This is a genomic window from Paenibacillus sp. JJ-100, assembly GCF_948329825.1.
In the GTDB taxonomy this organism is placed as follows: Bacteria; Bacillota; Bacilli; order Paenibacillales; family Paenibacillaceae; genus Paenibacillus.
The window spans coordinates 86,330-109,796 of record NZ_CAOJCM010000009.1 but is presented as its reverse complement, the minus strand read 5'-3'; the positions used below and the strand labels follow the sequence as shown (position 1 = coordinate 109,796).

Below are 23,467 nucleotides of genomic sequence, written 5' to 3'. Positions count from 1 at the left end.
CCCCCCATCTCCACTCCCTTTCTCCCCTCTTTTTATTTTACTTTCTCAGACGTGTCACATTTCAGGTCTCTCCTTCGTCATACTATATGTTAGGAGGGGAATCACTTGGAAGAACCAATCCAACAGATTATCACGGATGTGTTGCAAGGCAATAAAGAGAAGTATGCCTTGATCGTCGTCCGTTGCGAAAAATTTATTTTCAACTACTGTTACCACATGCTAGGTGATTATGGCGAAGCAGAAGATTGCAGTCAGGAGGTGTTTCTGAAAGCATATCGCGGACTGCATACGTATCAACCTGACGCGCCTTTTGAAGCGTGGCTGTATCGTATCGCCTATAATCAATCCATTGATGTGATTCGCAAGCGTAGGGTCACGAAGCTGCTACCTTTTTTGTACAAAAATGAACGGGATAACAATCACGTGGATCAAGCGATTGACCACAAATATTACAACCCGGCCGTGTTACACGCTCTCGCTGCACTCTCCGCAGAAGAACGAAGCTTGTTGATTTTACGCTGTGTTGAGGACAAAAGTTACAACGATATCAGTCTCATTCTTAATCAGAATGCCGCCTATCTGCGCAAAAAGTTCCAACGAGCTGCCACTAAATTCAGAAAGAACTATGTTAGCCAAGAAGTAAAACCGAAAGAGTCAAAGCGATCCCAAACACGACCTGATACTACCTTTTCAAAAAGTTGAACCACTATTATACATACCACTACGCGCTTAGTGTTCGTGACGCTGTTACCCCCAAGAAGAACATTTTATTCTATTGGTGTCACAAATCAACTTCAAGTTCCGTTATACCCATACGTAGGGAGGAAGGAATCGCATTGTATCGTACGCTGAGTCAGGAGGGAAAAACCATTGGATGAACAGGAGACCAGGCAATCGCTAAAATCGAAATTTCAGAGAGTCGAACCCATAGACACGACCTTGCAACATCGGATTATGAGCCAGATTAATCTTGAAGAGAACCCCCATACGAAGGAGAGATGGTTTATGAAATACAAAGTTAGTCTACTACTCACATTAGGTTTATTGTTAACCGCATCAACTGGATTTGCTGCCGTGAAATATCAATCACTTACCAACGACAATGGAGATGTACTTTTTCAGGAGCGGCCCATGACTCATGTTACTAATTCAAATCGGACTGAAGATGACGATAAAAGAATTAGTCTCATGAATCACATCTGGGTGAATGAGATTAAGCCAGGAGAAGCGGCAATCATCTACATCGTGCCTAACAATCCGAATCAGGAGCTCTATCTCAAGGCTAATTCACATATTGTTAAAGACTTTTCCACCCTGCAAAAGATGGTTAAAATTCCTGGTAAAACTTTAGCTAAACAGATTCCCGGCAAAGGAAAAGAAAAATTTACGTTCCAAAAGGCAAGCGTGCACATGGAGCACGGAATGGATCTGTACAAACTCTCCGAGACGGAAAAAGCAGACATTGCTAACAAGCTCCTTCTGGAGGCTCAGGCTTCAGGTAAAGACTATGCCTTAATGCCGGTTCCTTTTACAGACGAGTTCTGGCTCACCACACTGACTTATACTAATGGCAAAAATAAAATATCTCTGGACATTCTGAATAGTCAAGACACGGGCACAGTCACTGCTTCATATGATGAAAACATAAAGGCCACCAGTCGGAAGATCAACATTAACGGGCAGGATGTCATCCAGCGGACTTTAGGTGGTGGGACATCTGAATTTATATGGGTCTATGAAGATCCAAAAACCAAATTTGCCTATCACTACGTTCTGAGAGCTGCTCAGGGTAACGTATCCAATGAAGAGTTAATGCGCATTGTTAAAACGATGATTCCTGCTGTGAAGAAGTAGTATTCCTGGATAAAAGGTATAAGCCAAAAAAGCTTATCTGTTTCGCCAAGACGAAGCTAGATAAGCTTTTATTGGTTGGTTTGGTGTTTAGGTTAGTTCCATTTTAAGAAGCGATATACATTCCTCTCGCAAGATGTGTGATCTGGTTTCAGCGTTTATATAGTCTCACTTACTCAATTTGGTTCCGCTCGTTCGAAATACGTATGAAACCGGTACAGACATATATCCCGTGTCCAGTTATGTAACACTGCTCGTTCCTCTGAATTCTACACTTCCACATTCAGTGAAAACACGCCATCTTCGAACCGTGTCATCCCCCGTCCTGAGCGCCATGAATGGAAAGTTCGATGAGCCGACAATAAGCATGCGTTCTCCTTGTTCATGATCGCTTAATCTAGATTTATATAAAATAGTTATTTAAAGAGATCAAATCTACTCTGGTGAATTATTCATCAATCTTGCAGATAACTCGTTTACAACTTCCACCGTTCGTTGAAGAATCTTTTCGATGTTGTTCCACACCAATGACTGATCATGTGAGCAATCTTCTATAGATGATAGATGTTGCATCGTGCCGATGAATAACGCCATATCCAATCCCGCTGTGGTGTCTGTATGGACCAGAGGCAGGATTTCATTCATGGTGAGTTCCTTGGGCGGGTGAACTGATTGATACTTATTGATATATAATGCCTTAATCATGGAGGTTAAAGCCCATTCACAGAGAATCAGACAAGCCATGAACTGATTATGATCACGCATGATCACAGCAAGTTTGATGTGATACTGAGCAAGCTGATGATATTCGAATACATCTTTGTTCCCATAAAATAATTTATCATTTACAAATTCATCATTCTGCCGATTCTTGAAGGAGTAAGCATGATTCAAGTTAATCAACTCCTCAATATATAGTTTAGAATCCATACTCCCCTCAACACTCTGTATGTTTTTTTAACTTTCGGGCAAGATATAAACAAAATATTACTACATAGTAGTTTTAATTACAAATTACTTATTATCTATTGGTTAATTTGCAATGAGTCTTTCTCTACACTTCTAATTAAGAGAGGTGTTCATATGTCAGAACTTTTAGAATTAGTAGGGGCAAGAATAAGAGACTTAAGAAAATCTAAAAATCTATCTCAAGAGGCCTTAGCTGAGAACGCGGGTTTTAATCCCAGTTACATTGGTTTCATTGAACGAGCAGAACGCAATATATCATTGAAAAATCTCGAAAAAATTGCTGCTGCTTTAGATGTTGGTGTATATGAATTGTTTACATACGTAAAGGAGCGCGAAGAGCTATCGGACGATGATATAAATATTACAAAGATCATTTCTCTTTTAAGAACCCATGAACCTAAACATATTCTAATGGCGCTTAATATCATTACTGAGATCTTCGAAACTTATGATAAAAACTAGAATAACGAGGAACATACCGTTCTAAACAACCGGGATGTCACCTCGTTTTTTCATTATTTATTCATCTCTTATTCACGTAATTACGTACTTTCTTTACTTTATTATGTAATTTAGCATTGAACATTTGTTCGTCTTACGATAAAATCAATATACATTCTACGATATTACGTACGTAAAATAGGGGGATGTTTATGAACTTTAATTATAGTTTTCCTGCAATTCGCGGAATTCAAGCAGGAAGAGAATTTTATACAGTAATGTGTCCACTAAAATTAATACCTAGAATATTCCTTTTTGACGAGGAAGAAATTCCTGCCGACCACCGTGCACAACGATTGATGAATAAATCAAGAATTCCCGATATCACGAATTATATTCTTGAGAATCCCAAGGATTATATTTTTTCTTCATTAACTGCATCGGTCAACGGTGAATTGATTTTTCATCCACAATCGGAAGAATTAAGGGACCTTGGTTATTTGAATATATCTTTAGATTCACAGTTTCTGATTAATGATGGCCAACACAGACGTGCAGCAATTGAAGAAGCCCTTAAAATTTCTCCTGAACTTGGTGACGAAACGATATCAGTAGTTTTCTTTCATGACCTTGGACTTTTGCGCTCTCAGCAAATGTTTTCGGATTTGAATCGTCATGCAGTGAACACCACATCTTCAATTGGAATTCTATATGATCATCGTGATCAATTATCTTTAATCACCAAAAGTTTAATAAATGAAATTCCTTTATTAGAACGATATACGGATCGTGAAAAAGTATCTCTGTCCAAAAACTCTCCTAAATTGTTTGCTTTGAATCATATCTTCAATACAATCTGTAGACTATTAGGCAAGCGCAAAGGTCAGATGATCTCAGAACCTGAGAAAAAATTTGTGTCTGAGTATTGGGCCCTTCTTTCTGTTTCTATAACGGAATGGCAAGATGTACTCAATAAGCGGACCTCGCCAAGAGATCTTCGAATTGGTTCCGTTGTAGCTCATGGTGTATTCCTCGAAGCAATTGGTATAGTAGGCCACTATCTTTATCGATATCATGCAGATGAATGGGAAATCTATGTAAAAAAACTGTCTGAGATTGACTGGAGTCGCGATAATAAAGAGGATTGGTTAGGTCGCGCTTATGGGCAAACGGGGCGCATTAACAAGACAAATGAAACCATTCAATTAACTGCTAATCTCATAAAATTTAAACTAGGGCTTCCCTTAACAGAAGTTGAGCAGAAGATTGAAAATAAAATAAAAGAAGGTACATCTACTGATGTTTAATATATTTGATACTGGAAACAAGTTCGCCGAAGCCAAAGAACTAGTCAAAGAAGTCTATTTAGCGGATGAAAGACCATGGGTCGTAGGTTTCAGTGGAGGAAAAGACTCTACGGCAGTTGTACAGTTAGTCTTTCAAGCGTTATCCGAGCTAGAGCCTTCTCTTTTGAAGAAAAAAGTATACGTCATTTCATCAGATACCCAAGTAGAAACTCCTTTAATTATAGATAAAATTACGCGAACTCTTGGGCGTATACAAGATCAAGCCCTCGTTATGGGTTTACCTATTGAAACACAAAAGGTTCGTCCAAAGGTTGAGCAAACGTTTTGGGCCTCCATCATTGGTAAAGGTTATCCTACTCCTCGCCAAAAATTCAGATGGTGTACGGATCGTCTGAAAATTGAGCCAGCAAACCGTTTCATTCTAGATAAAGTTGATCAGTTTGGCGAAGTTGTGATGTTATTAGGAGTTCGAGACTCCGAAAGCTCTACAAGAGCAGGGGTTATGCAATCCCATACCATAGAAGGTTCCAATTTAATGCGTCACTCTACACTTCGTAATGCGTTTGTCTTTGCTCCGATCCGCTCATTTTCTCTCGATGACGTTTGGGAATTTTTGTTGCAATATGAATCACCATGGGGCGACGATAATAATGAGTTGCTTCAACTTTATCAAGATTCAAGCAGTGAATGTCCACTCGTAGTAGACAAGGAAGTAAAAGAAAGTGCGGGATCTTGTGGGAATAGCCGTTTTGGTTGTTGGACATGTACGGTTGTTAGTGAAGATAAAGCGCTGAGCGGATTTATTAATAACGGTGTGGATTGGCTACGTCCATTATATGATTTCAGAAGTTTCCTTGTTCAAATTCGGGAAGATCGTACGAAAAGACAAAAACATCGTATGAATGGTGAAGTCTATTTGACAACTAATTTAGGCGGTATAGACCCTAATGATTTGAATCATCCGAGAATCTACAAATCTGAAATGAAGCAATATATTGAAGAAAATAAAATTGACTTGGCTTCTGTTGAGGAATTGGATATTTTGATCGTTGACGATGAGAATCCAGATGCTCCTCCTAAGCGTTTTGGCGTTGGTCCTTTCACAATAAAAGCTCGTGAAGAAATTCTAAGAAAACTGTTACAAACTCAAGAAGAAATTCGCCAAATACATGATCCTAATGTTGAACTGATCACATTTGAAGAACTTAAGGCAATTCGCAAATATTGGCATGACGACCTACAGTGGGAAGATCGACTGCCTCTTATCGTGGAAGAAGAAACAGGTGTAATTTATGATTGGCATCAAAATGATCGTCCTATTTTCAAAGAAGATCAGGTCACCGATCTAGAATCTCTTTGTCAAGAAGAAGGGGTTAACCTTAATCTTCTTAAAGAACTAATCTCTGTAGAGAAAGAATATTCAGGAGTCAAAGTAAGAAGAGGATTATTCCAGGCATTTGACAAAACACTTAGACAAGACTTCTTACATTTATAAAGGTGGATTAATAACCAATGCACATTCAAAAACTGACTCTCCGAAACATAGGTGCTTACCACGGGGACCTCAATAAATTTGATTTTCGCACCACAGCTAACCGTAATGTAATACTACTCGGTGGTAAAAATGGTGCGGGAAAAACAACAATACTAGAATCGTTACGCATCGTTTTATTTGGCTCCATGGCATATGGCTTTGCTACGGAAAACGAACCCTATTATCGTAAAATTAGAACGCTACTGAATCGCAAAGCAATTAATGAAAATGTAACTGACGGATTCCAAATTACTCTAGACTACAGTTCTACTGAAGATTTCGAATTACACGAATATTCATTAGTAAGAAGTTGGCGTATAAAGGGTGATCGTGTTCGCGAAAGCTTTTCAGTTAAACGTGACAATCAGTTCTTATCTACTCAACAAACTTCCGATTTTCAGAGTCGTTTACGTGAAGAAATGCCTCCAAAATTATTTGAACTATGTCTCTTTGATGGTGAGGATATCTCACGTATTGTATCTGAAGAAAAAATTCCTGAATATTTGAAAGAGTCAGGTAAAATTCTTTTTAATCTGGACCTATTCGTAAATTTGGAAAAAGATCTAAACACATATCGAATTCAATATGCTCAGCAAAATGCCAGTGCAGCGGAAGAAGTTGCTCTATATGAAAAACTTGAATTGGAAATTGATGAACTGAAAGTAAAAATTGACGAACATCAACAGCTTTCAGTTCTGCATGAAGAAGAAATTAACAATCTTAATGATGCTATAAAACAAGATAAGAAGGATTTCGAAATTCACGGTGGATTACTTCAAGAAAAAAGACAAGAAATTGTTTCAACAATAAATACGATTGAAAATAGACGCAAATCTAATTCAGAGCATGTAAGGAATTTCATTTTATCTCTTCTCCCTTTTTTCATATCAAGGAAACAACTCAGGCAAGTGGATCATCAGTTGAATGCCGAGAAACAATATGAGTCATACGATTATATCGCAAACTCGCTAGAAGAAAAAAAATTAGCTTCCCTCCTTACTAATGTACTTGGACCGAACAAAGAGATTAATGAACTTGAAGTGTCATCTATATTTAAAGGTGTATTAGATTTAATTAAACCCGATCAAATTGAACTAATTCATCGTGCATCGTTTGAACAGCGTAGCGAGATTCATAATTTAAATAAGCAAATCCAAGCACTTAACGTAACTGATTACGTTAACCGCTTTGATGAAAATGCTATATTGTTAAAGGAATCTCAAGAATTAAGGAATCAGTTAGAAATAAATGATCAGGCCAGCGAATTCAAAGAACTTCTGGAACACATCGAGCTAAAAACAAAACAAGTTGAACAAAACAACATGATAATGGAACAAATCAATTCTGAAATTGAAATCATGTCTGAAAGTTTGCAGGCTAAAACTCTTCTAAAAGAAAAAGTAGAAGAAAAGATCAGAGAATATCACAAATCTGAAAAATCATATGAAATGACTGAGAAATTACTTAAAGTCAGTCAACGTTTCAGAGAACGACAATGGCGTAAAAAGCTTGATGACGTTGCAAATGAAGCCGTACGTATGATCGACGTGCTCTTCCGTAAGAAAGATTTTCTCAAACGAATTCATATTGACCATACTACTTTCGAATTAAAGCTTTATAACCGAATAAATCAAGAAATCTCAAAAGAGCGCCTATCAGCTGGTGAGAAAGAAATGCTGATGTTAACGGTCATACTAGCTATGTTTAGAGTATCGGGATGGAAACTACCATTTGTGTTCGACACTCTCATGGGAAGACTAGACCAAGATCATAAAAAATCACTCATTCAACATTTTATTCCACGTTGTGGAGAACAAGTCCTTATGTTTACAACGGACTCTGAAATCACATCAGAACAGTTTCATGTAATAGAAGAAATTACGGCTCGCTGTTATACGTTAGAATACAATGCCCCTCTCGAGAGCGCAGTTATTGTAAAGAATCGCTACTTCGATATCGTTAGAGAGGCGGAACAGGAACAATGAACTTTACATTAAAAACATCTAAATATACAAAAGAGACTCTTACGCAACTTCATGCTTCAACCGGTATCACTCCCAACATTTTGATCCGGTATGCAGTTGCGCTATCTCTGAGAAATAATGATTCAAGTAATCCAATTGAACCTATTACAAAGGATTTTACAGACGGTCTTGTATTAAATCGGAGCACAGTTACAGGAGAATATGACTACGCCTTTCGTGCAATGGTTACCCAAGCCGCTGGTAAAGAATTAACAGATGAAGAATTCTTTCCTTCTTATTTTAACGCTCACCTGGAACGAGGCATACGCGCCTTGGCTTCAGAGTATAAAAGCGCGGGAAATTACGAAAAATTCATTCGTAATTTGTTAATCTAACGAAAGTAGTGATCCCTATGTTGTATCTGGATAATAGCGCCACAACAAAAATTCATCCTGAGGTTTTGGAAGCAATGCTTCCCTATCTTCAAGAGGAATACGGTAATCCATCCAGTAAGTTTTATTCTTTGGCAGAGAACGCTAAAAAAGCTGTAGCTACAGCCCGTGAACAAGTTGCTCAATTATTAGGATGCGATCCAGACGAGGTTGTATTTACAAGTGGAGCTACTGAAAGCAACAATATGATTATTAAAGGAGTAGCTGATTACTACGGTCATAAAGAAAACTCCTCCAAATATTTGCTAACTTCTGCTGCCGAACACCCGTCTGTTCTCGAAACAGTTCAGTTTTTGGGTGATCGTGGTTTCAACGTAAAGTTCCTTGATGTCGATTCTTTTGCAAGAGTAAATATTCAGGATGTCACCGAAACAGTTACTCAGATCCAGCCTCTTCTCACTTCGTTTATGTGGGGAAATAATGAGATTGGCTCACTGAATCCCATTGATGAACTTTCCGTATTTTACGCAAACAACGGGTTATTCTTCCATACTGACGCAACCCAGGTTATCGGAAAAGTACCTGTCGATTTGCGGAAACATAAAGGAATTCATTTCCTTTCCATGTCAGGACACAAAATGGGCGGCCCCAAAGGTATCGGAGCCGCCATTATACGCAAACAATCAAAAGAAATTTTCACTCGCCTAACGCCCCTCCTTCACGGAGGAGGACAGGAAAACAACTATCGAAGTGGAACTCTGGCTGTACACAATATTGTTGGATTGGGCAAAGCTGCTGAGCTAGCATCACAGAAGCTAGAGGAAAACGTTCAACGTCTAACTCAACTAGAGAATTATCTAGTCAATATACTTAAAAGTAATCTAGGAGACAAGATTACTTTTAATAGTGACGAACAAGATAAAATACCAGGATTAATTAGTCTTCAATTCATCGGTGTAAACAATGAATTGTTGCTGAAAAAATTATCCAGATTCATAGCGCTCTCTTCCGGTTCAGCTTGCAGTTCAAGTAAGCCAAGTCATGTGTTGAATGCCGCTGGTAAAACACTAGAAGAGGTAAGACAGACGATTAGAATCACGTTGAGTTCTAATGTAAGCGAGGCTGAATTAGATATATTTAGGGAAATAAATTAATATGATGTAAAAGCAAACAAAGTCAGGCATATGCCTGACTTTGTTTGCTTTATACTATAAATTTATTATCGCTTCTGAAACACTTCTTCCGTTGCTCATATTTTTCCTAGCAGTACCAAGCAAGATATTACTTTTCTCAGCAAGCATTTGCTTCAAATTCCAAGCACAGTTGAATAAGTACAAATACTTAACATGGCTATGAGCAAGCCTTAGGAACAGATTTTGATGTTTTACTCTAACTCCCAGAACGCCTTATCCCGAATCCAAATTGGCTGTCCTGATCCAGCCTTCACGATACTATAATGTTTCTGTAGGGTTTTAATTCTACTCATTATGTTATCTTCTTCTGACTTACTCTGCGTACTGAATACCATTCGAATTTCTTTAGCGGACATTTCAGATACGTTATGCACAATCCAAGTCAAAATGTAGTTCGCATAGTCATTATCCGAAGTTGAGAAATGGCTCAAGAACTGTGTAGATAAAATCGTTCCTACACCATACTCTCTTCCTTCTTTCAGGATCTTCTTAATTGAAGTGAAATCTTTGCTGAGGAAATTATCCGCTTCATCAACTAAAATCATACGTGTAATTTCACGATATGCTCCATCAATTGCACTGTGTCCAAACATTTGCATTTGATTGTAGAAAACATCAAGCGTAATGGACACCACAAGATTTTGAATACTCTCGCTATATCCAGACAAATTAATTACCGTAATCCCATCAATCATGTCGAACAACGAGATGGTTTTGGAAGAATCCGTTTCAAACACTTCGGTTTCATATAGCTCTTTCAGTGCCGCATACAAGGAATCAATTTTAGAGTTTTCTTTGCCAGCATAAAGTTCATATATATCACTCATCGTTGGGGCTGGTAAATTCCACGTCGTTGGGTCCCCTTTTATAATGCCTTTATTAGCGTAGGCCTCCATCATTAAATCCTTCAACGTAATTGCTTGAACTTGTCCAAGGTTGAAAGACCTTACAATTGTATCCGTTAGTGAATTGCTTGTATGAAGCGGCAATAATGGTTTAATGGGTTCTGCCATGTACAACGACAACGGATTAAACGGTAAATGGTATAGATTATATACTTTCGCATTTGTTTTTTCGGTGAAATCAGGCTTGATATAATCACCTTTATAGTCAAAAATTAAAATACCAATAGGAGTTTGATTCACGTTATCATGGCTATTACGACTTAACTGCGTAATCAATGATTTCGTGAATTGAGTCTTTCCTGTTCCCATCGTTCCAATAATTCCTGTATTGGTATGCATAATCTTATCCGTCGAAGTAGGGAACCATTTTACTTCTTCATTCGAAGTTGCATTATGTCCAAACAAAACTTCGAGTGGTTTCATCGGGCCCTGAAAATCTACAGAACTGTGATGAACTTGAGCACATCCCGATTCAACATGCTTATCATCAGCTATATTTGTGGTAGCTGCTACTTCATCCATTCCTACTTCATAACTCTCATTATGTTCAGCAACAAGCAATGTCGCACTTCCATGATTCTGCTCAATACGTTTAGAAGGATCATATAAATTACTTAGTAATTGCTCAGGTGACAAATCTCCTTGATTACTCTGTATATACTCCTTCATTTCTTCAACACTTTTGAGTATGAATTCATATCCACTCTGTTCAGGGTAATCAAAGATCATAACATTATCGTTCATTCTAATATCCGTAAACACGACATCTTTCTTAAATGAAATCACGGCACCTTGACCGATGTACTGATCCAACGTATCCACAATGGTATATTTATCATTAAGCAGACGCTCTCGAACATCATGGTCCGTTATTTGGCTCCACGCTTGTTCAGGCCATACCGAATAGAGCTTCATTTTCTCTGCACTTGCAATTGCCAATTGCATGAAGAAATTACGATAAAGTACCGCTTGAAAATTATTTTCGTCATCTATCAAGAATTCCATTAAGAGCTGTTTCGTTTCTTTTACTTGTTCTATAGCTTTATCTTGCACTTTGGCACCGTTATGACCTATTTTGACCTCAACTGGGTAAAAATGAATAAATAGCTCTTCATCATTCGGTTCAATTCCGATCATTAACAAGTCATCACTGTAAGAACCAAATTTACCTAGTTTTCTTGCGGAAAATAAACCTTCTGATTGTCTAAGGCCAGTTCCACCAGAAATTCTAAGAATCTCCTCCATAGAGATTGGTATCCATATAATTTCACTATGTGCATAAGCAGCAAGAGATAATTTTACGGCAGAAAGAATACTAATCTTCTCTTTTGGAAAATAGTTTTTCTGTGCCAACAGGCGAAGTAACCAATTACCGTTGATAGCATTAAAGAAATTTATAATTGGAGGGAGCACATGATCGTCAACATAAATTCTCTGATGGCCCAGAAATTCTTTAATTAAACGCTGATATTGTTGAGAACGTCTGGTTACAGTAATTGCATCAAAACCACTGGAAGATGTGTATTGATCACTGTAGTGAATAACAAGCAAATCTTTTTGAGCATCACTATTCTTGAAGAAACTTAGATCCACTTTAGGCTCAATAAAGGTAACCCAATGAGCAGAGTCGTACACCTGATCCAACTGTTGTTTGTGATCTGCTGAGATCGCTGTAACAATATTAATATCCTCTTGGTAATTATCCAGGGTTCGAGCTACTCTGAGTAAGGAATTCAATTTGGGTACCATTCTCAAGAGTGGTGCTTCTTGTTTTGGATAATATCTAGTTCCAAATCCAGTTTTATAATCCTCGTTGATGAAAACGGACGGAATACCTGACACTAGTCCAAATAAAGATACTCCCGTAATAATTTCAGATGCATTACTTGTAGCAATCTGCTCGATTTTATTCATCTGATAGAAGGTAATATGACTGTATTCATAACTAGTTGTCTCTACACTTTTAGAGTAGAATCTCACCTTTTCTCTGAATACATTTAACAATTCTTCTGGGTGGTATCCATCCAACTCCAGCTTCAGATTGAAATGTTTGGCAATTTCTTCAGCATCTGAATATTGTGACATCTCCTCGAATACATTATTGATCCCTTTTTCAGCATAAATATGAATTTCAATGGGTAGAAGATTAGCCTTTTCCATGTTATCTTTCAGTTGTCTTTTGTAGTATTCAAGAAGACCTTGAAGAATTTCCTGACAGTCTCCCATATTAATCGTATTAATTTTAAGCGGAGCTCGACGATCTAATTCAAAAAGATATCCAAAATGGCCAGTAAATTCTTCGATTTTTTCTTGCACCAATTTATTCACGAAAATCTTCGACGTTTCGAACCTAGGCAAACTTTGATCCATGTAAGAAGTCCACTCATACGAATCCATCATCTCAATCGCTTTATACAGTTTGGAATTAAAGTTCACATAAGGTAATAAATTAGTAGGTCTCATGGAATGCATCAGTTCATCACTTATCTGCTCATCCCCAACCAAATGATTTAACTGTAGTTGGTAAGCCAAATGGAGAGGATGCAACGGTGTGAACAACCATTCCGGGTTCACATGGTGTTTCTGAATCGTTCCTAGCAAAACAAGATCCCTTTGAGTCTGGTTAAGTGACTGACCATTTTGTAATTGCTCAAGCTCCTGAATATATGCTTCAATATAGTTAGTAGCTAACGCAGTATAATCCTCATCAAAATAAGCTAAACTAGGAAGCAAATTATTAGTTCTGAAATATCGAAGAAGATCAAAATACGCCTCTTTTAAAGGTTCAGAAACTGAAATAGTCTGTGGAACAATCTCGCCTAAGTTATCTTCATAAAAATGCAAGTGGTTGGTTTCTACAAGCTTACGCTCTCTTTCTAAATTACGTTTAAACTCCCCTTGAGCATAAGTTTCCCTTGTACCCTGAACAATTTTCATCTTGTCATTCTCAATTCGAAATGTGAAATGTTCCTGCTTTTCGCGTTTCAACTTCCATACACTGAAACCACCGATTGGAACAGGGCGCTCAATTAAATCTTGTACAGCAAATGGAATTGATGTATGAGGTAGTTGAATATTAAAATAAATCATTTCTTCATCGCTATTATTTTCATCATTTCTAGAAACAACTAGCTCTTGATGTTCATTGATGTCAAAGGTGTTTTGGGATTCTGTAAGGTTAACATTAATTATTTCTGCCGCACCTTTATTGAAGTACCAATATTCTTCATCTGAATTAATTAAAAGATAAGAACCTTTAGATTTAGACAAAGTGATTGCATAAGATGTTTGAATTGTTTGAAGAAGCTTAGGTTCTGTCTCAACAACCGTAATTCTAAACTCATATGCCGGAGATACCTCTGTCTTATATTTCACACCGAAAAATGTAGTCTGTCCGATTTCATGTTTTAAGTGAATACGAATCTTTTTACCTGCTTGCTCTACTTGTATAGAATGTTTAATTTTAGTTTCATTGATATACTGATTTTTGATAAAATCATTAAATGTAAACTCTAAAGTAATATCTTCTTTTTGGTCAGGATTGAATATGATAATGTTCCTTTTACGTTGTTTACTCTTGGTCTCACCATCAGCTCTCTCCCAGTACTCCAGCCCTTCCAAAGTCAATTTTTTACTAGCCTCTATATATTCCAAACCTTTTCCTTCTAATTTCTTCTGATTCGATCTTCGTACTGTACCAAAATCAACGTCCTGCCATGTTTCAGCCTCTGACAATACTTTGATTCCTTGATCATCAAAATGACGCTCCAGACTGATCTCAGCCGAACCATACTGATGAGCCATTTCAACATCACTATATAAAGAATGATTTTCTTTTAATCTCTCTTTGATTTCCTTAGGCGTTCTAGGAGTGTTGAAAAGTTCGGCATCATAAAAAAGCCCAAAATTTTTATATTCATTTACCTGTAGTTTCTCATTGTTTAGTACAGTAAGTATATTTTCATAATCAAATAAGGTTACCTTCTCGTGAAGCCCTTGCTGTGCTTTCATTGACTCTATCGAAAAATTAAGAATCTGCTTCTCTTCTGATGATAAGTTAGATTGTTCCATCATTTGGTGAAGATCTTTTTCAATAGAAGTGATATGAAAAGGCATACCTTCTTTTGCAAACGAGGTCATTCCTTGGACCAAACTATCTAAGTTCGAATTATGAATTAAAAGCATAGCCAGATCTTCGAATGGCTCTTCACGTATGCCCACTTTATTTCGTAATGTTGTCAGAAAATCGGGTGTAATTTCCTCCATATTTGACGCGATTAACACTTTAGTTTCACCGTAATCTAAAGTGTGAGATTGATAAAAGCCATCCTCAGTTAACATCGAGAACGGACTAACTCTATTTAAACTCTTTATTTCATTTACCAAATTCACAATTTGTTCTTCACGTTCAAACTGAATATGATATTTTTCTCCTGCCTGAATGTTGACTCCGCTCAAAAAACGATCTACGAGATGAGCAAGATAACTATAAAAATGCTTTGACATAAATAGCATCCCCACTATCACTTTTTTTCTCTAACAAATTCAATTTTTCAAAATACTCAATGATTGCAACCTGTGTATCTCGATCATAAATGATTCCTCTTGTTTCAAATTCCTCAAACAGTTTTTTCAACCTAATTTTAGGTTCATTTTTAATGATAACTTTTGTGAGGAACAACAAATAATCTGTATCTAGTATCAACATCTTTCCCGATCTCCCTCTAGATTTGAGGAATGTTTTCTGGCAAAAATGTATAAACCACATCTTATACTCGTTATATGGCTTTGATCTAAATGAGTTATTGAACTGATAGTCAATCATCTGAAATAATAAGGATAATTTATTTAATACAGGCAACTCATATTGCTCAGGATTTAGGTTCATTTGATTCCACTTCACATCGGATAACCCTTCTCGATATTGTTCAATTACCTTTTCTACAGCTTCCTCTATTCCATGGATTTCTTCATCAGTACCCGTGCGAAGAATTCCAGCAATCTCTTGATAAGAATACAACTGCCCTACTTCTTCTTTTGAGAGATTGAGCATTTTCAGAAAATTGACGTGAGTAAACATTCGATTAATTGATCTTTCAATGTTTTTCCAACCGTACTCATAACTTACCCTGGTTTTTGATAACCGTTCTTCTTCTTCAAAAGTAAAATAGATTGGCACTATACTCTTCTCAGTTGTAGCAAACATAATTTCGTTTCTACGAGACATTTGAGTTATATAGAAAAAGTAATAGTATGAAAGTAGTTTTTCAAATTGTTCAGTGAATAAGTCCTGTTTAGTAGAGAGCCACTCAAAATCAGCAGAAAACAATTCAGAAATTTCGGGTAATAGTACAGCATATTTTTTTGTTTGTCCTTCTGCATCTTGAAGTTCTGGTAAAGCACTAAATATTAACGAACTCATTAGATCATCTGTTTGAAGTTCCGTTTTGCTAATCTCCCATGCACTTTTCCCATTCCATAGAACTACGTACAGAAACTCAGCTAACTTTCTGTTCTCATTCTCTACTGTATTGATGTAATAGAGTGTTTGAGGATGAAATAAAAAGAGTTGATTGTTTTCATCAATAAACAGTGTTTTTATCATTTGCTTAAATTCATTTTTCTGACTCACATCTTTAAATTCAATTGACTTTAGAACAGCTTCTATTAGTTCTTCCGGGTTAGCCTCCGAGGACATTTTCTTTTGTCCCACAAGACGCAAAAATTCACCAACAACTTCTCTAAGGTTGAACTGCGTATCTTTAAATTTTGTATTATATGGTAAAATTTCGACGGACATTTTAGGATTATGCCTAATCGCAGCATCAAACTTAAACTTTTCCCTGATTCCTTCTAGATTCAACTTATACTCCATATCTTCACATCTCCGTATAAGAATATTGGTTAAATAAATCATCGTATGTCAATCTGTAACGTTTAGACTTACCAAACTTTTTGCTCTCGAAGATGAGCTCGTTTTTGTCGTTGCCTCTACTACTCAATTGATCAATAAATTCAACAAACTTGATGAATTGGAACTTGTCTTTTTTATTCGGTCGATATCCGTTCTTGATTCGAATTAGCAGTGAATATAGTGAAAAGTCTATATCAATTTCAACGGGTGCTCCTCCTTTGGGTCTGAAAGCAATCGTTAGCATCGGCAGAAACTTCAATAAGATTTCCTCTTGTTTTGGTTCAACACGCTCAAGTGCGGGTTCAATCTCTAATTTTTGTAACGCATAATAGTGAGTCTGCGGTTGTCCAATTTGAACATATATTAGTCCATCTTGACCCTCGCCATTCCATTTAAATATCGCATCACGAACGTCTTCTCTGTAAAGCTTGGATAGTTTGCTCCAAGATTTCCTATTCCAATGGAACAAATAATTCATGTATTGATCATAGACCTGATCCTCGAATGAATTGTGAGGTTCTTTAGGAATCAAGTAGTACAAATACACAAATAGCTTAACTAACTCATTTTTGAAAGCAATACTCTTTTTGTCCTCATCTTTCCATGGAGAATGCGGAACGAGAGACTTCGCAAAGTATGGTGCTCTATTCACATCAATATATTGACTGAACAAATATGCTCCGTCTTTTCTAGATTTAAAATCAATTAGATGCTGGTCAAGCAACTCTGTGCGATACTGCGTAGGATTAATATGATTTATCGCCTGATGTATAGTAGATGCATCCTCACGGTCAAATAGTTGAAAAGGTAATAGACATGAAGTATACGAATGAAAATCCTGATTTTTAATTAATTCTATTAACTTCTCGTGATCTATATTATCCATTGAGGAAGGGACAATAATATTGTAAATAAAGTCAAGTAGAGCCCGAGTCGAAATAATAAGCTTTTCTTTCACCATCGCTTGAATTAATAAATCAATTATTTTGTCTTGAATATCATCCTGTTGTAATAACTCATAATTCTGAATAATCGGATTCTTAAAAGCCACTTCAGGATATTCGTCTTTTTCTCTAAGATAGGCCCTATAGAATGGATTTTGTTCTGTACTTTGAGTAATCCTCTGCAAAATTCCTTTAATATAACTTGAGCGAGGTCCATTTTCAGTTAGCTCATACATATGATAATCACTAAAGTTAACATATTTGAAAATATGATCATCAATAGAAGCTTCTTCAGTTATAACAGATTCCATAATCTTCTTAGCTTGCACGAAATCTTTAAGTCTCGTAAACCTTTTTCCTTCCTCCGCATCAATAAAGTTATTCAAAGCGCCAAGATTAATTGCAAGTACAATATTTATATTCTGACTTTTCTCAATCTCGTCATCCGAAAAAGGTTTTAATACTTCCGCCAAAGTTTCAATTGACGTTTTTCGGGGAGAGAAGCTCTCTGTTGCATCATTATGTAAATAGAATCGCTCAGAATCAGCTAAAAAATCGTACTTGTTCTTCAAGTAAGATAGAATATGTGACTTTCCATCACCGACTCCTCCACATACCAAAATTAATTGTGCCTGAGTCGATTGATTAGCATCATTAATAAATTTTTCAAGTTCCTCTTCAACTGGTCTCTGAACGTGCATATATTTTTTAAACTCACTGAAGCCTTCAAGATTTTCTACAGCCTCTTTTGAGGATTGTTTACAACGTTTAAGAACATCAATGAAATGAGTATTTGTAGACATGACCGATCCTCCAAAACACTTATTATAATTCAACAAAAAAAGACACAGTTCTCCCATAGGAACCATGTCTATCATCATACGCTGATTAATGTGTAATAGACCATGCTTTGGTCCCGCATACATGAAGTTTAGAAAGTAAAATTAAAAGCCATTTGCGATTTTGCGAATTGTAAACATACAATAAGTAACTAGCCATAGGATAAACATACCACACTTATGGTTCTTAAGGTACAAAATTAAGATTTATAGGTATTCTTTCCAAATCAATTAATTACTATCGAATATTATTACAAAAAGTATTCCTCGCAGCAGATTTAACTCCTTCGCTATCACACGATACACTTTTTCGCCACTCTACCATCCTCGCAGGCATCTCTTCACCTAAGCATCCCTTTAAGCGCAAAAATCTCCTGCCTGGTGATGGTGTTGATAAGCTGTTCATATATACCTTGTTTCATGAATGTACTTCGCGAACGTTAAGATCGTTGTGGATATGTAGTAAAGATCTTCCTAGATATTTCTGGGTATTGGTAAATTAGGTCTCTACTCTATTATCGTCCAGCGCGTGAGAAATTTCATTCGTTTTTCGGTAAGAAAAACAAACATAAATATAGCACCCTCCTCGAGAATCCGAAAAGGGTGCCACTACACAATGGATAAGAAACACTATATAAAGAGTTGATCTAGAAGTAGGTCGCTATTTCCAGACATATATTGAAGTATAACAACGAATTCAAACCACAGTGATTAACATGGGATTCCTTGACTTAAATGTGTATCACAGCTTTACAGGGTCTGTAGGTAGCACAATGCTGTTGTATTTCGAGATGAAAAACGTGTGGAAAGAGCCATTACCGGTGAAACTAATCTGTACATCTGATGCTCCCTTCTTGGAAAAGACAAGTACATCATTTCGATATTTACTTTTCGCAACGTTGTACCCGCTCAGGTCCAGCTTCATAATAGTCTCGGCTTCTTGTTTTGCTATTTTCCCCAATTTATTGATATCGAGGCTGTTGATTTTCTTTTGCTCGGTTTCATAATCTTCTTTCTTGCCATTTGACAGAATGTTCTCATCCATGCTAACTCTTACCGGTACGAGTGAATTTTCTTCGATGTCAATCCGTACCTTTCCCTTGTTCGTCGTATATTCAAAACCATACACCGAGGACTCGCCCGGTCTCTTTACTACGACCTTTAAGTCCCGTCCGGTTTTGGTTAGCCCTTTCCCAATGCGTTTCAAGACTTGATCTGCTGCCTCGAGCGCATCAGGTGATATCTCCTTCTCCTTAGCATACCAACCCCCATACGACAGCTTTCCGTCCTCCAAAGCGATCATCCCCTTGGAATTTGAAGCCCTCACCTCAGTAGCAAAGTCTGTAAACATATTAACAGTGACATTTTGCAACGGTTCATCTTCATTCGGGAACAGCTCAGTCCATGCCTTGTCCAGCTTCTCCTTGAGCTTTGTCTCTTTCAGGTCATTGTAGCCGAAGGTTAGAGATAAATGAGCAATCTCACCCTTGGAGGATACTAAAATACTATCAGACTTATTGTTTTTGGTTTTGAACATCATAGTGCTTTGGTCTTTTCCAGCGAAAACAACCTCATAATCATTTCCGGTAATTTCCTTAATTTTGGCTTTAGCGATTTCTAGAGCCTCTTGCTGAGCATCGATAGCCTTAGTGGTACTGCTATCTTCCTTTGGAGCTGCATATAGCACACCCCCATTTGGGACTGCAGTCGCCCCGAACAGTAGCATCCCACCTAGAATGGGCAGAATTATTTTGGTTGTCATCTTTGTCATGTATTTCATCCTCTTTTCTTATCATGATTAAACTACTGAATTTTGAAGTAATAGAACAGCGTTTATGAAGTGAAGGATCGTTCACCGTAGGGAAGCCGTCGAAGGTAACAAACAAACTCACTGAAGCTAACACCGCAGCTGTAATACCTGTTTTTCTACCAAATCCTCGCCTAACCCTTACTTACTTCTTGCTTTCTCTTCAGTACCATTCCCAGAATAACTCGTTCCTCCAACTTGAATTACAAGGGTTTAGTTGATTTGGTATACACTGTATGGTGTGCACTTCAATATGTTTTTCCTCCGTTGTTAGCAGTCTTATCAGATGTTGGATTAGAAGAGTACTCTCATTCCATCGAGTATAGCTTTGAACATGCTTATAACGCTCCGAATACTTAAACCAGCGTTTATTTCCTCTAATCTGATTAAGGCAATAGTGGTATGACCAAGCCTAGAAGGAAACTGTAGGTTGATACTTCTTACATCGGTTTTTCAAAGTGCCTGATAATCTTATTAAAGCCTCTTTATCCCCTTCTTTCGTTCTCCTAACCAGCATCTCGATCTGTTCTAGTTCTGCTCTATATTTCGTGCTCAGCCTGCCCAGAATGGTCACTCCCTCATCTTCACATGGTATAACACCAACACACCTCTTCGTGTGACACGGTTTTTAATATCGTTTTTATTTTGGTTTTTATAAAATTTCCGGACTTATACTGAAGTCTAGGAACGAATTCAAACCATAGTGATTAACATAGGATCCTTGACTACTCATTAAATGTGTATCACAGCTTTACAGGGTCTGTAGGTAGCACAATGCTGTTGTATTTCGAGATGAAGAACGTGTGGAAAGAGCCATTGCCTGTGAAACTAATCTGTACCTCTGGCGCTCCCTTCTTGGTAAAGACAAGTACATCATTTCGATTTTTATCTTTTGCAACGTTGTACCCGCTTAGGTCCAGCTTCATCACGGTCTTGGCCTCTTGTTTTGCTGCTTTGCCCAATTTGTTGATATCGAGGCTTTTAATCTTCTTTTGCTCGGCTTCGTACTCTTGTTTCTTGCCGTTGGACAGAATGTTCTCATCCATACTAACTCTTACCGGTACGAGCGATTTCTCCTCAATGTCTATCCGCACCTTTCCCTTGTTTGTCTTATATTCAAAGCCATACACCGATGATTCTCCCGGTCTCTTTACTACAACCTTTAAGTCCCGTCCGGTTTTGGTAAGCCCTTTGCCAATGCGTTTCAAGACTTGATCCGCTGCCTCGAGCGCATCCGGTGATATCTCCTTCTCCTTCGCATACCAACCTCCATATATTAGCTTTCCGTCCTGCAAACCGATCATTCCCTTGGAATTCGAAGCCTTCACCTCAGTAGCCATGCCTGTAAACATATTAACAGTGACATTTTGCAGCGATTCATCTTCATTCGGGAACAGCTCGGTCCATGCCTTGTCCAGCTGCTCCTTGAGCTTTGTCTCTTTCAAGTCTTTGTAGCTGAAGGTTAGAGACAAATGAGCAATCTCACCCTTGGAAGATACTAAAATACTGTCAGATTTATTGTTTTTAGTTTTGAATTTCACAGTGCTTTTGTCGTTCCCAGCGGCAACAACTTCATAATCATTTCCGGTAATCTCCTTAATTTTGGCTTTAGCGATTTCCAGAGCCTTTTGCTGAGCATCAGTAACCTTAGTGGTGCTGCTATCTTTCTTTGGAGCTGCATATAGCACACCCCAATCCGGGACTACAGCCGCCCCGAACAGCAGCATCCCACCTAGAATGGGCAGAATTATTTTGGTTTTTGTCATCTTTGTCATGTACATCTTCCTCTTTTCTTATCATGATTAAACTACTGAATTTCGAAGTAATAGAATACCGCTTCTGAAGTGAAGGATGCATTCACCGTAGGGAAGCCGTCTTTGGTAAACTTCAGCATATTGAACGGAGAGTCCGGGCGAACCACCTCATAATCCGACAAGTCCAGATTCATCCACACTTTAGCTTGCTCCATTGCCTTTTTTTGCAACCGGCTAAGCTCCAGATCCTTCGTTTTCTCGACAAGTAAACGTCGGTCGTCCGTACTATTGATTTTATAAAACCGTTCCGATAGAGGCTCGGCAAACAAGCGAATAATACGATTCGTCCCCTCCTCCACATCCATCTCAATGGTTCCTTGCTTCGTTGTATACCAGAATGTGTACATAGGTTTATGTCCAGGCTGTAGAATTTTATGTTCAACGGATCGAATGCTATCTCCAAGATCGCCTACCCTGTCCATAGCCTGATCAGCAGCCGTTTTTACAGATTCGGGAACCTCATGTTCCTCAACACGCTGCTTAGCATGGGTCCACTGTCCATTGCTTATGTACAAGGCACCCGTCTCATCGCTCATTTGGACAATAATCTCACTTTCCGAAGGGTGGAAAAATTTAATGTGATCCACTTGATCACGATTGGTTTGAAAAGCTTCATTCCACATGTGTAATAACTGGTATTTGAATTCCTCATCTTGAATGTTCTCAAAGCTCGCTTGCGAGGAAATATCCTCACTATTCAGACCTAATTGCGTAACGAACATCCTCACATGCTCAGATAATGGAAGGTTTTGCATGACTTTAGCCATAGCGGGAGACAGGAACGTACCAAACAAAATCACTGAAGCTAACACCGCAGCTGTAATGCCTGTTTTTTTAACAAATCCTCGCCTAACTCGTAACTTACTTCTCTCTTTCTCTTCAATACGATGAATGATCTGTCCGCTGAAGCTATTCTCTGGCGTTTCCGTTCCCAGAATTTCTCGTTCCACCTGTTTAAATTCCAAGGGGTTAGTTGAATTTGGCAAACGATGCATGCTGTGTCCCTCCTTCATCCATATTCTCAACCTGTAGCTTCTTGCGAATGCGCTCGTATTTTTTGCGGACTGTAGCTGGCTTGAGGTTCATCATCTCGCTAATCTCATTAAAGTTATACAAATAAATAATTCGAAGAAGTACGATATGTTTCTCCTCCGCTGTTAGCAGTCTCATCTGATCTTGGAATAGGAGAGTACTCTCATTCTCTCGAGTATGGGTTTGAACATGTTTATAGCGCTCCAAAAACTTATACCAGCGTTTTTTGCCTCTAATCTGATTCAAGCAATAGTGGTATGCGATTTTATATACCCAAGCTGAGAAGGAAACTGTGGGTTGATACTTCTTGATTCGTTCATAGACCTTGATGAAAATTTCCTGAAGAGCATCTTCTGCTTCTTCTTTGCTTCTAAGCATATGATAGCAATAGATATACATCGGTTTTTCAAAGTGCCTGATGATCTCATCAAAAGCCTCTTTATCTCCTTCTTTCGTTCTCCTGACCAACATCTCGATCTGCTCTAGTTCTGTTCTATATTTCGTGCTCAGCCTGTCCAGAATGGTCACCCCCTCATCTTCACACGGTATAACACCAATTCA

General features: G+C 37.8%; 16 protein-coding genes. 8 read left to right on the top strand and 8 right to left on the bottom strand.

The features are described 5' to 3' along the window. The first annotated feature begins 105 nt into the window (after window positions 1-105). On the top strand, window positions 106-702 hold the full coding sequence (locus PQG66_RS22935) for an RNA polymerase sigma factor (RefSeq protein ID WP_272040151.1): 597 nt from the start codon (window positions 106-108) through the stop codon (window positions 700-702). Between the two features lie 303 nt (window positions 703-1,005). Continuing rightward, on the top strand, window positions 1,006-1,854 hold the full coding sequence (locus PQG66_RS22930) for a DUF4367 domain-containing protein (protein WP_272040150.1): 849 nt from the start codon (window positions 1,006-1,008) through the stop codon (window positions 1,852-1,854). A 432-nt stretch (window positions 1,855-2,286) separates the two neighbouring features. On the opposite strand, the gene PQG66_RS22925 is transcribed toward PQG66_RS22930, so the two are convergent. Further along, complete coding sequence (locus PQG66_RS22925) at window positions 2,287-2,781, bottom strand: hypothetical protein (protein WP_272040149.1); 495 nt, start codon at window positions 2,779-2,781, stop codon at window positions 2,287-2,289. 153 nt (window positions 2,782-2,934) lie between these two features. Between PQG66_RS22925 and PQG66_RS22920 the strand changes: the two genes are divergently transcribed. The 6 genes from PQG66_RS22920 (at window position 2,935) to PQG66_RS22895 (ending at window position 9,612) form a co-directional block, all read left to right on the top strand. Next, entirely contained in the window at window positions 2,935-3,282 is a 348-nt protein-coding gene (locus PQG66_RS22920; RefSeq protein WP_272040148.1) for a helix-turn-helix domain-containing protein, read from the top strand. A 191-nt stretch (window positions 3,283-3,473) separates the two neighbouring features. Continuing rightward, the gene (dndB, locus tag PQG66_RS22915; RefSeq protein ID WP_334220801.1) at window positions 3,474-4,568 is read left to right on the top strand and encodes a DNA sulfur modification protein DndB; all 1,095 of its coding nucleotides are present in this window, start codon (window positions 3,474-3,476) and stop codon (window positions 4,566-4,568) included. Next, on the top strand, window positions 4,561-6,063 hold the full coding sequence (gene dndC, locus PQG66_RS22910; RefSeq protein WP_272040146.1) for a DNA phosphorothioation system sulfurtransferase DndC: 1,503 nt from the start codon (window positions 4,561-4,563) through the stop codon (window positions 6,061-6,063). Before dndB ends, dndC begins: the two co-directional genes overlap by 8 nt. A 17-nt stretch (window positions 6,064-6,080) precedes the next feature. Beyond that, window positions 6,081-8,087, top strand: a complete 2,007-nt coding sequence (gene dndD / locus PQG66_RS22905; RefSeq protein WP_272040145.1) for a DNA sulfur modification protein DndD — start codon at window positions 6,081-6,083, stop codon at window positions 8,085-8,087. Beyond that, the gene (locus tag PQG66_RS22900; RefSeq protein WP_272040144.1) at window positions 8,084-8,461 is read left to right on the top strand and encodes a DndE family protein; all 378 of its coding nucleotides are present in this window, start codon (window positions 8,084-8,086) and stop codon (window positions 8,459-8,461) included. Before dndD ends, PQG66_RS22900 begins: the two co-directional genes overlap by 4 nt. A 17-nt stretch (window positions 8,462-8,478) precedes the next feature. Beyond that, window positions 8,479-9,612 (top strand): cysteine desulfurase family protein, encoded by a 1,134-nt coding sequence (locus PQG66_RS22895; RefSeq protein ID WP_272040143.1) that lies wholly within the window; start codon window positions 8,479-8,481, stop codon window positions 9,610-9,612. 230 nt (window positions 9,613-9,842) lie between these two features. Here the strand turns inward: PQG66_RS22895 and dptH are convergent, their stop codons facing one another. The 7 genes from dptH to PQG66_RS22860 form a co-directional block, all read right to left on the bottom strand. After that, window positions 9,843-15,062, bottom strand: coding sequence for a DNA phosphorothioation-dependent restriction protein DptH (gene dptH, locus PQG66_RS22890; protein ID WP_272040142.1), 5,220 nt, complete (start codon window positions 15,060-15,062; stop codon window positions 9,843-9,845). Then, window positions 15,043-16,431, bottom strand: coding sequence for a DNA phosphorothioation-dependent restriction protein DptG (gene dptG, locus PQG66_RS22885; RefSeq protein ID WP_272040141.1), 1,389 nt, complete (start codon window positions 16,429-16,431; stop codon window positions 15,043-15,045). The genes dptH and dptG overlap by 20 nt, the downstream gene beginning before the upstream one ends. Before the next feature lie 4 nt (window positions 16,432-16,435). Further along, window positions 16,436-18,217 carry a DNA phosphorothioation-dependent restriction protein DptF gene (dptF, locus tag PQG66_RS22880; protein WP_272040140.1) on the bottom strand — a complete coding sequence of 594 codons (1,782 nt, stop codon included), beginning with the start codon at window positions 18,215-18,217 and terminating at the stop codon, window positions 16,436-16,438. A 778-nt stretch (window positions 18,218-18,995) separates the two neighbouring features. Continuing rightward, window positions 18,996-20,024, bottom strand: a complete 1,029-nt coding sequence (locus PQG66_RS22875) for a hypothetical protein (RefSeq protein ID WP_272040139.1) — start codon at window positions 20,022-20,024, stop codon at window positions 18,996-18,998. A 779-nt stretch (window positions 20,025-20,803) separates the two neighbouring features. Then, complete coding sequence (locus PQG66_RS22870; protein ID WP_272040138.1) at window positions 20,804-21,835, bottom strand: hypothetical protein; 1,032 nt, start codon at window positions 21,833-21,835, stop codon at window positions 20,804-20,806. A 32-nt stretch (window positions 21,836-21,867) separates the two neighbouring features. Next, window positions 21,868-22,869 carry a hypothetical protein gene (locus tag PQG66_RS22865; protein ID WP_272040137.1) on the bottom strand — a complete coding sequence of 334 codons (1,002 nt, stop codon included), beginning with the start codon at window positions 22,867-22,869 and terminating at the stop codon, window positions 21,868-21,870. Continuing rightward, window positions 22,844-23,434 carry an RNA polymerase sigma factor gene (locus tag PQG66_RS22860; RefSeq protein WP_272040136.1) on the bottom strand — a complete coding sequence of 197 codons (591 nt, stop codon included), beginning with the start codon at window positions 23,432-23,434 and terminating at the stop codon, window positions 22,844-22,846. Before PQG66_RS22860 ends, PQG66_RS22865 begins: the two co-directional genes overlap by 26 nt. Window positions 23,435-23,467: the final 33 nt, after the last annotated feature.

Coding starts and splice junctions, on each gene's coding strand:
- PQG66_RS22930 (WP_272040150.1), top strand. CDS start 1,006: ATGAAATACAAAGTTAGTCTACTACTCACATTAGGTTTATTGTTAACC.
- PQG66_RS22925 (WP_272040149.1), bottom strand. CDS start 2,781: ATGGATTCTAAACTATATATTGAGGAGTTGATTAACTTGAATCATGCT.
- PQG66_RS22920 (WP_272040148.1), top strand. CDS start 2,935: ATGTCAGAACTTTTAGAATTAGTAGGGGCAAGAATAAGAGACTTAAGA.
- dndB (WP_334220801.1), top strand. CDS start 3,474: ATGAACTTTAATTATAGTTTTCCTGCAATTCGCGGAATTCAAGCAGGA.
- dndC (WP_272040146.1), top strand. CDS start 4,561: ATGTTTAATATATTTGATACTGGAAACAAGTTCGCCGAAGCCAAAGAA.
- dndD (WP_272040145.1), top strand. CDS start 6,081: ATGCACATTCAAAAACTGACTCTCCGAAACATAGGTGCTTACCACGGG.
- PQG66_RS22900 (WP_272040144.1), top strand. CDS start 8,084: ATGAACTTTACATTAAAAACATCTAAATATACAAAAGAGACTCTTACG.
- PQG66_RS22895 (WP_272040143.1), top strand. CDS start 8,479: ATGTTGTATCTGGATAATAGCGCCACAACAAAAATTCATCCTGAGGTT.
- dptH (WP_272040142.1), bottom strand. CDS start 15,062: ATGTCAAAGCATTTTTATAGTTATCTTGCTCATCTCGTAGATCGTTTT.
- dptG (WP_272040141.1), bottom strand. CDS start 16,431: ATGGAGTATAAGTTGAATCTAGAAGGAATCAGGGAAAAGTTTAAGTTT.
- dptF (WP_272040140.1), bottom strand. CDS start 18,217: ATGTCTACAAATACTCATTTCATTGATGTTCTTAAACGTTGTAAACAA.
- PQG66_RS22875 (WP_272040139.1), bottom strand. CDS start 20,024: ATGACAAAGATGACAACCAAAATAATTCTGCCCATTCTAGGTGGGATG.
- PQG66_RS22870 (WP_272040138.1), bottom strand. CDS start 21,835: ATGACAAAGATGACAAAAACCAAAATAATTCTGCCCATTCTAGGTGGG.
- PQG66_RS22865 (WP_272040137.1), bottom strand. CDS start 22,869: ATGCATCGTTTGCCAAATTCAACTAACCCCTTGGAATTTAAACAGGTG.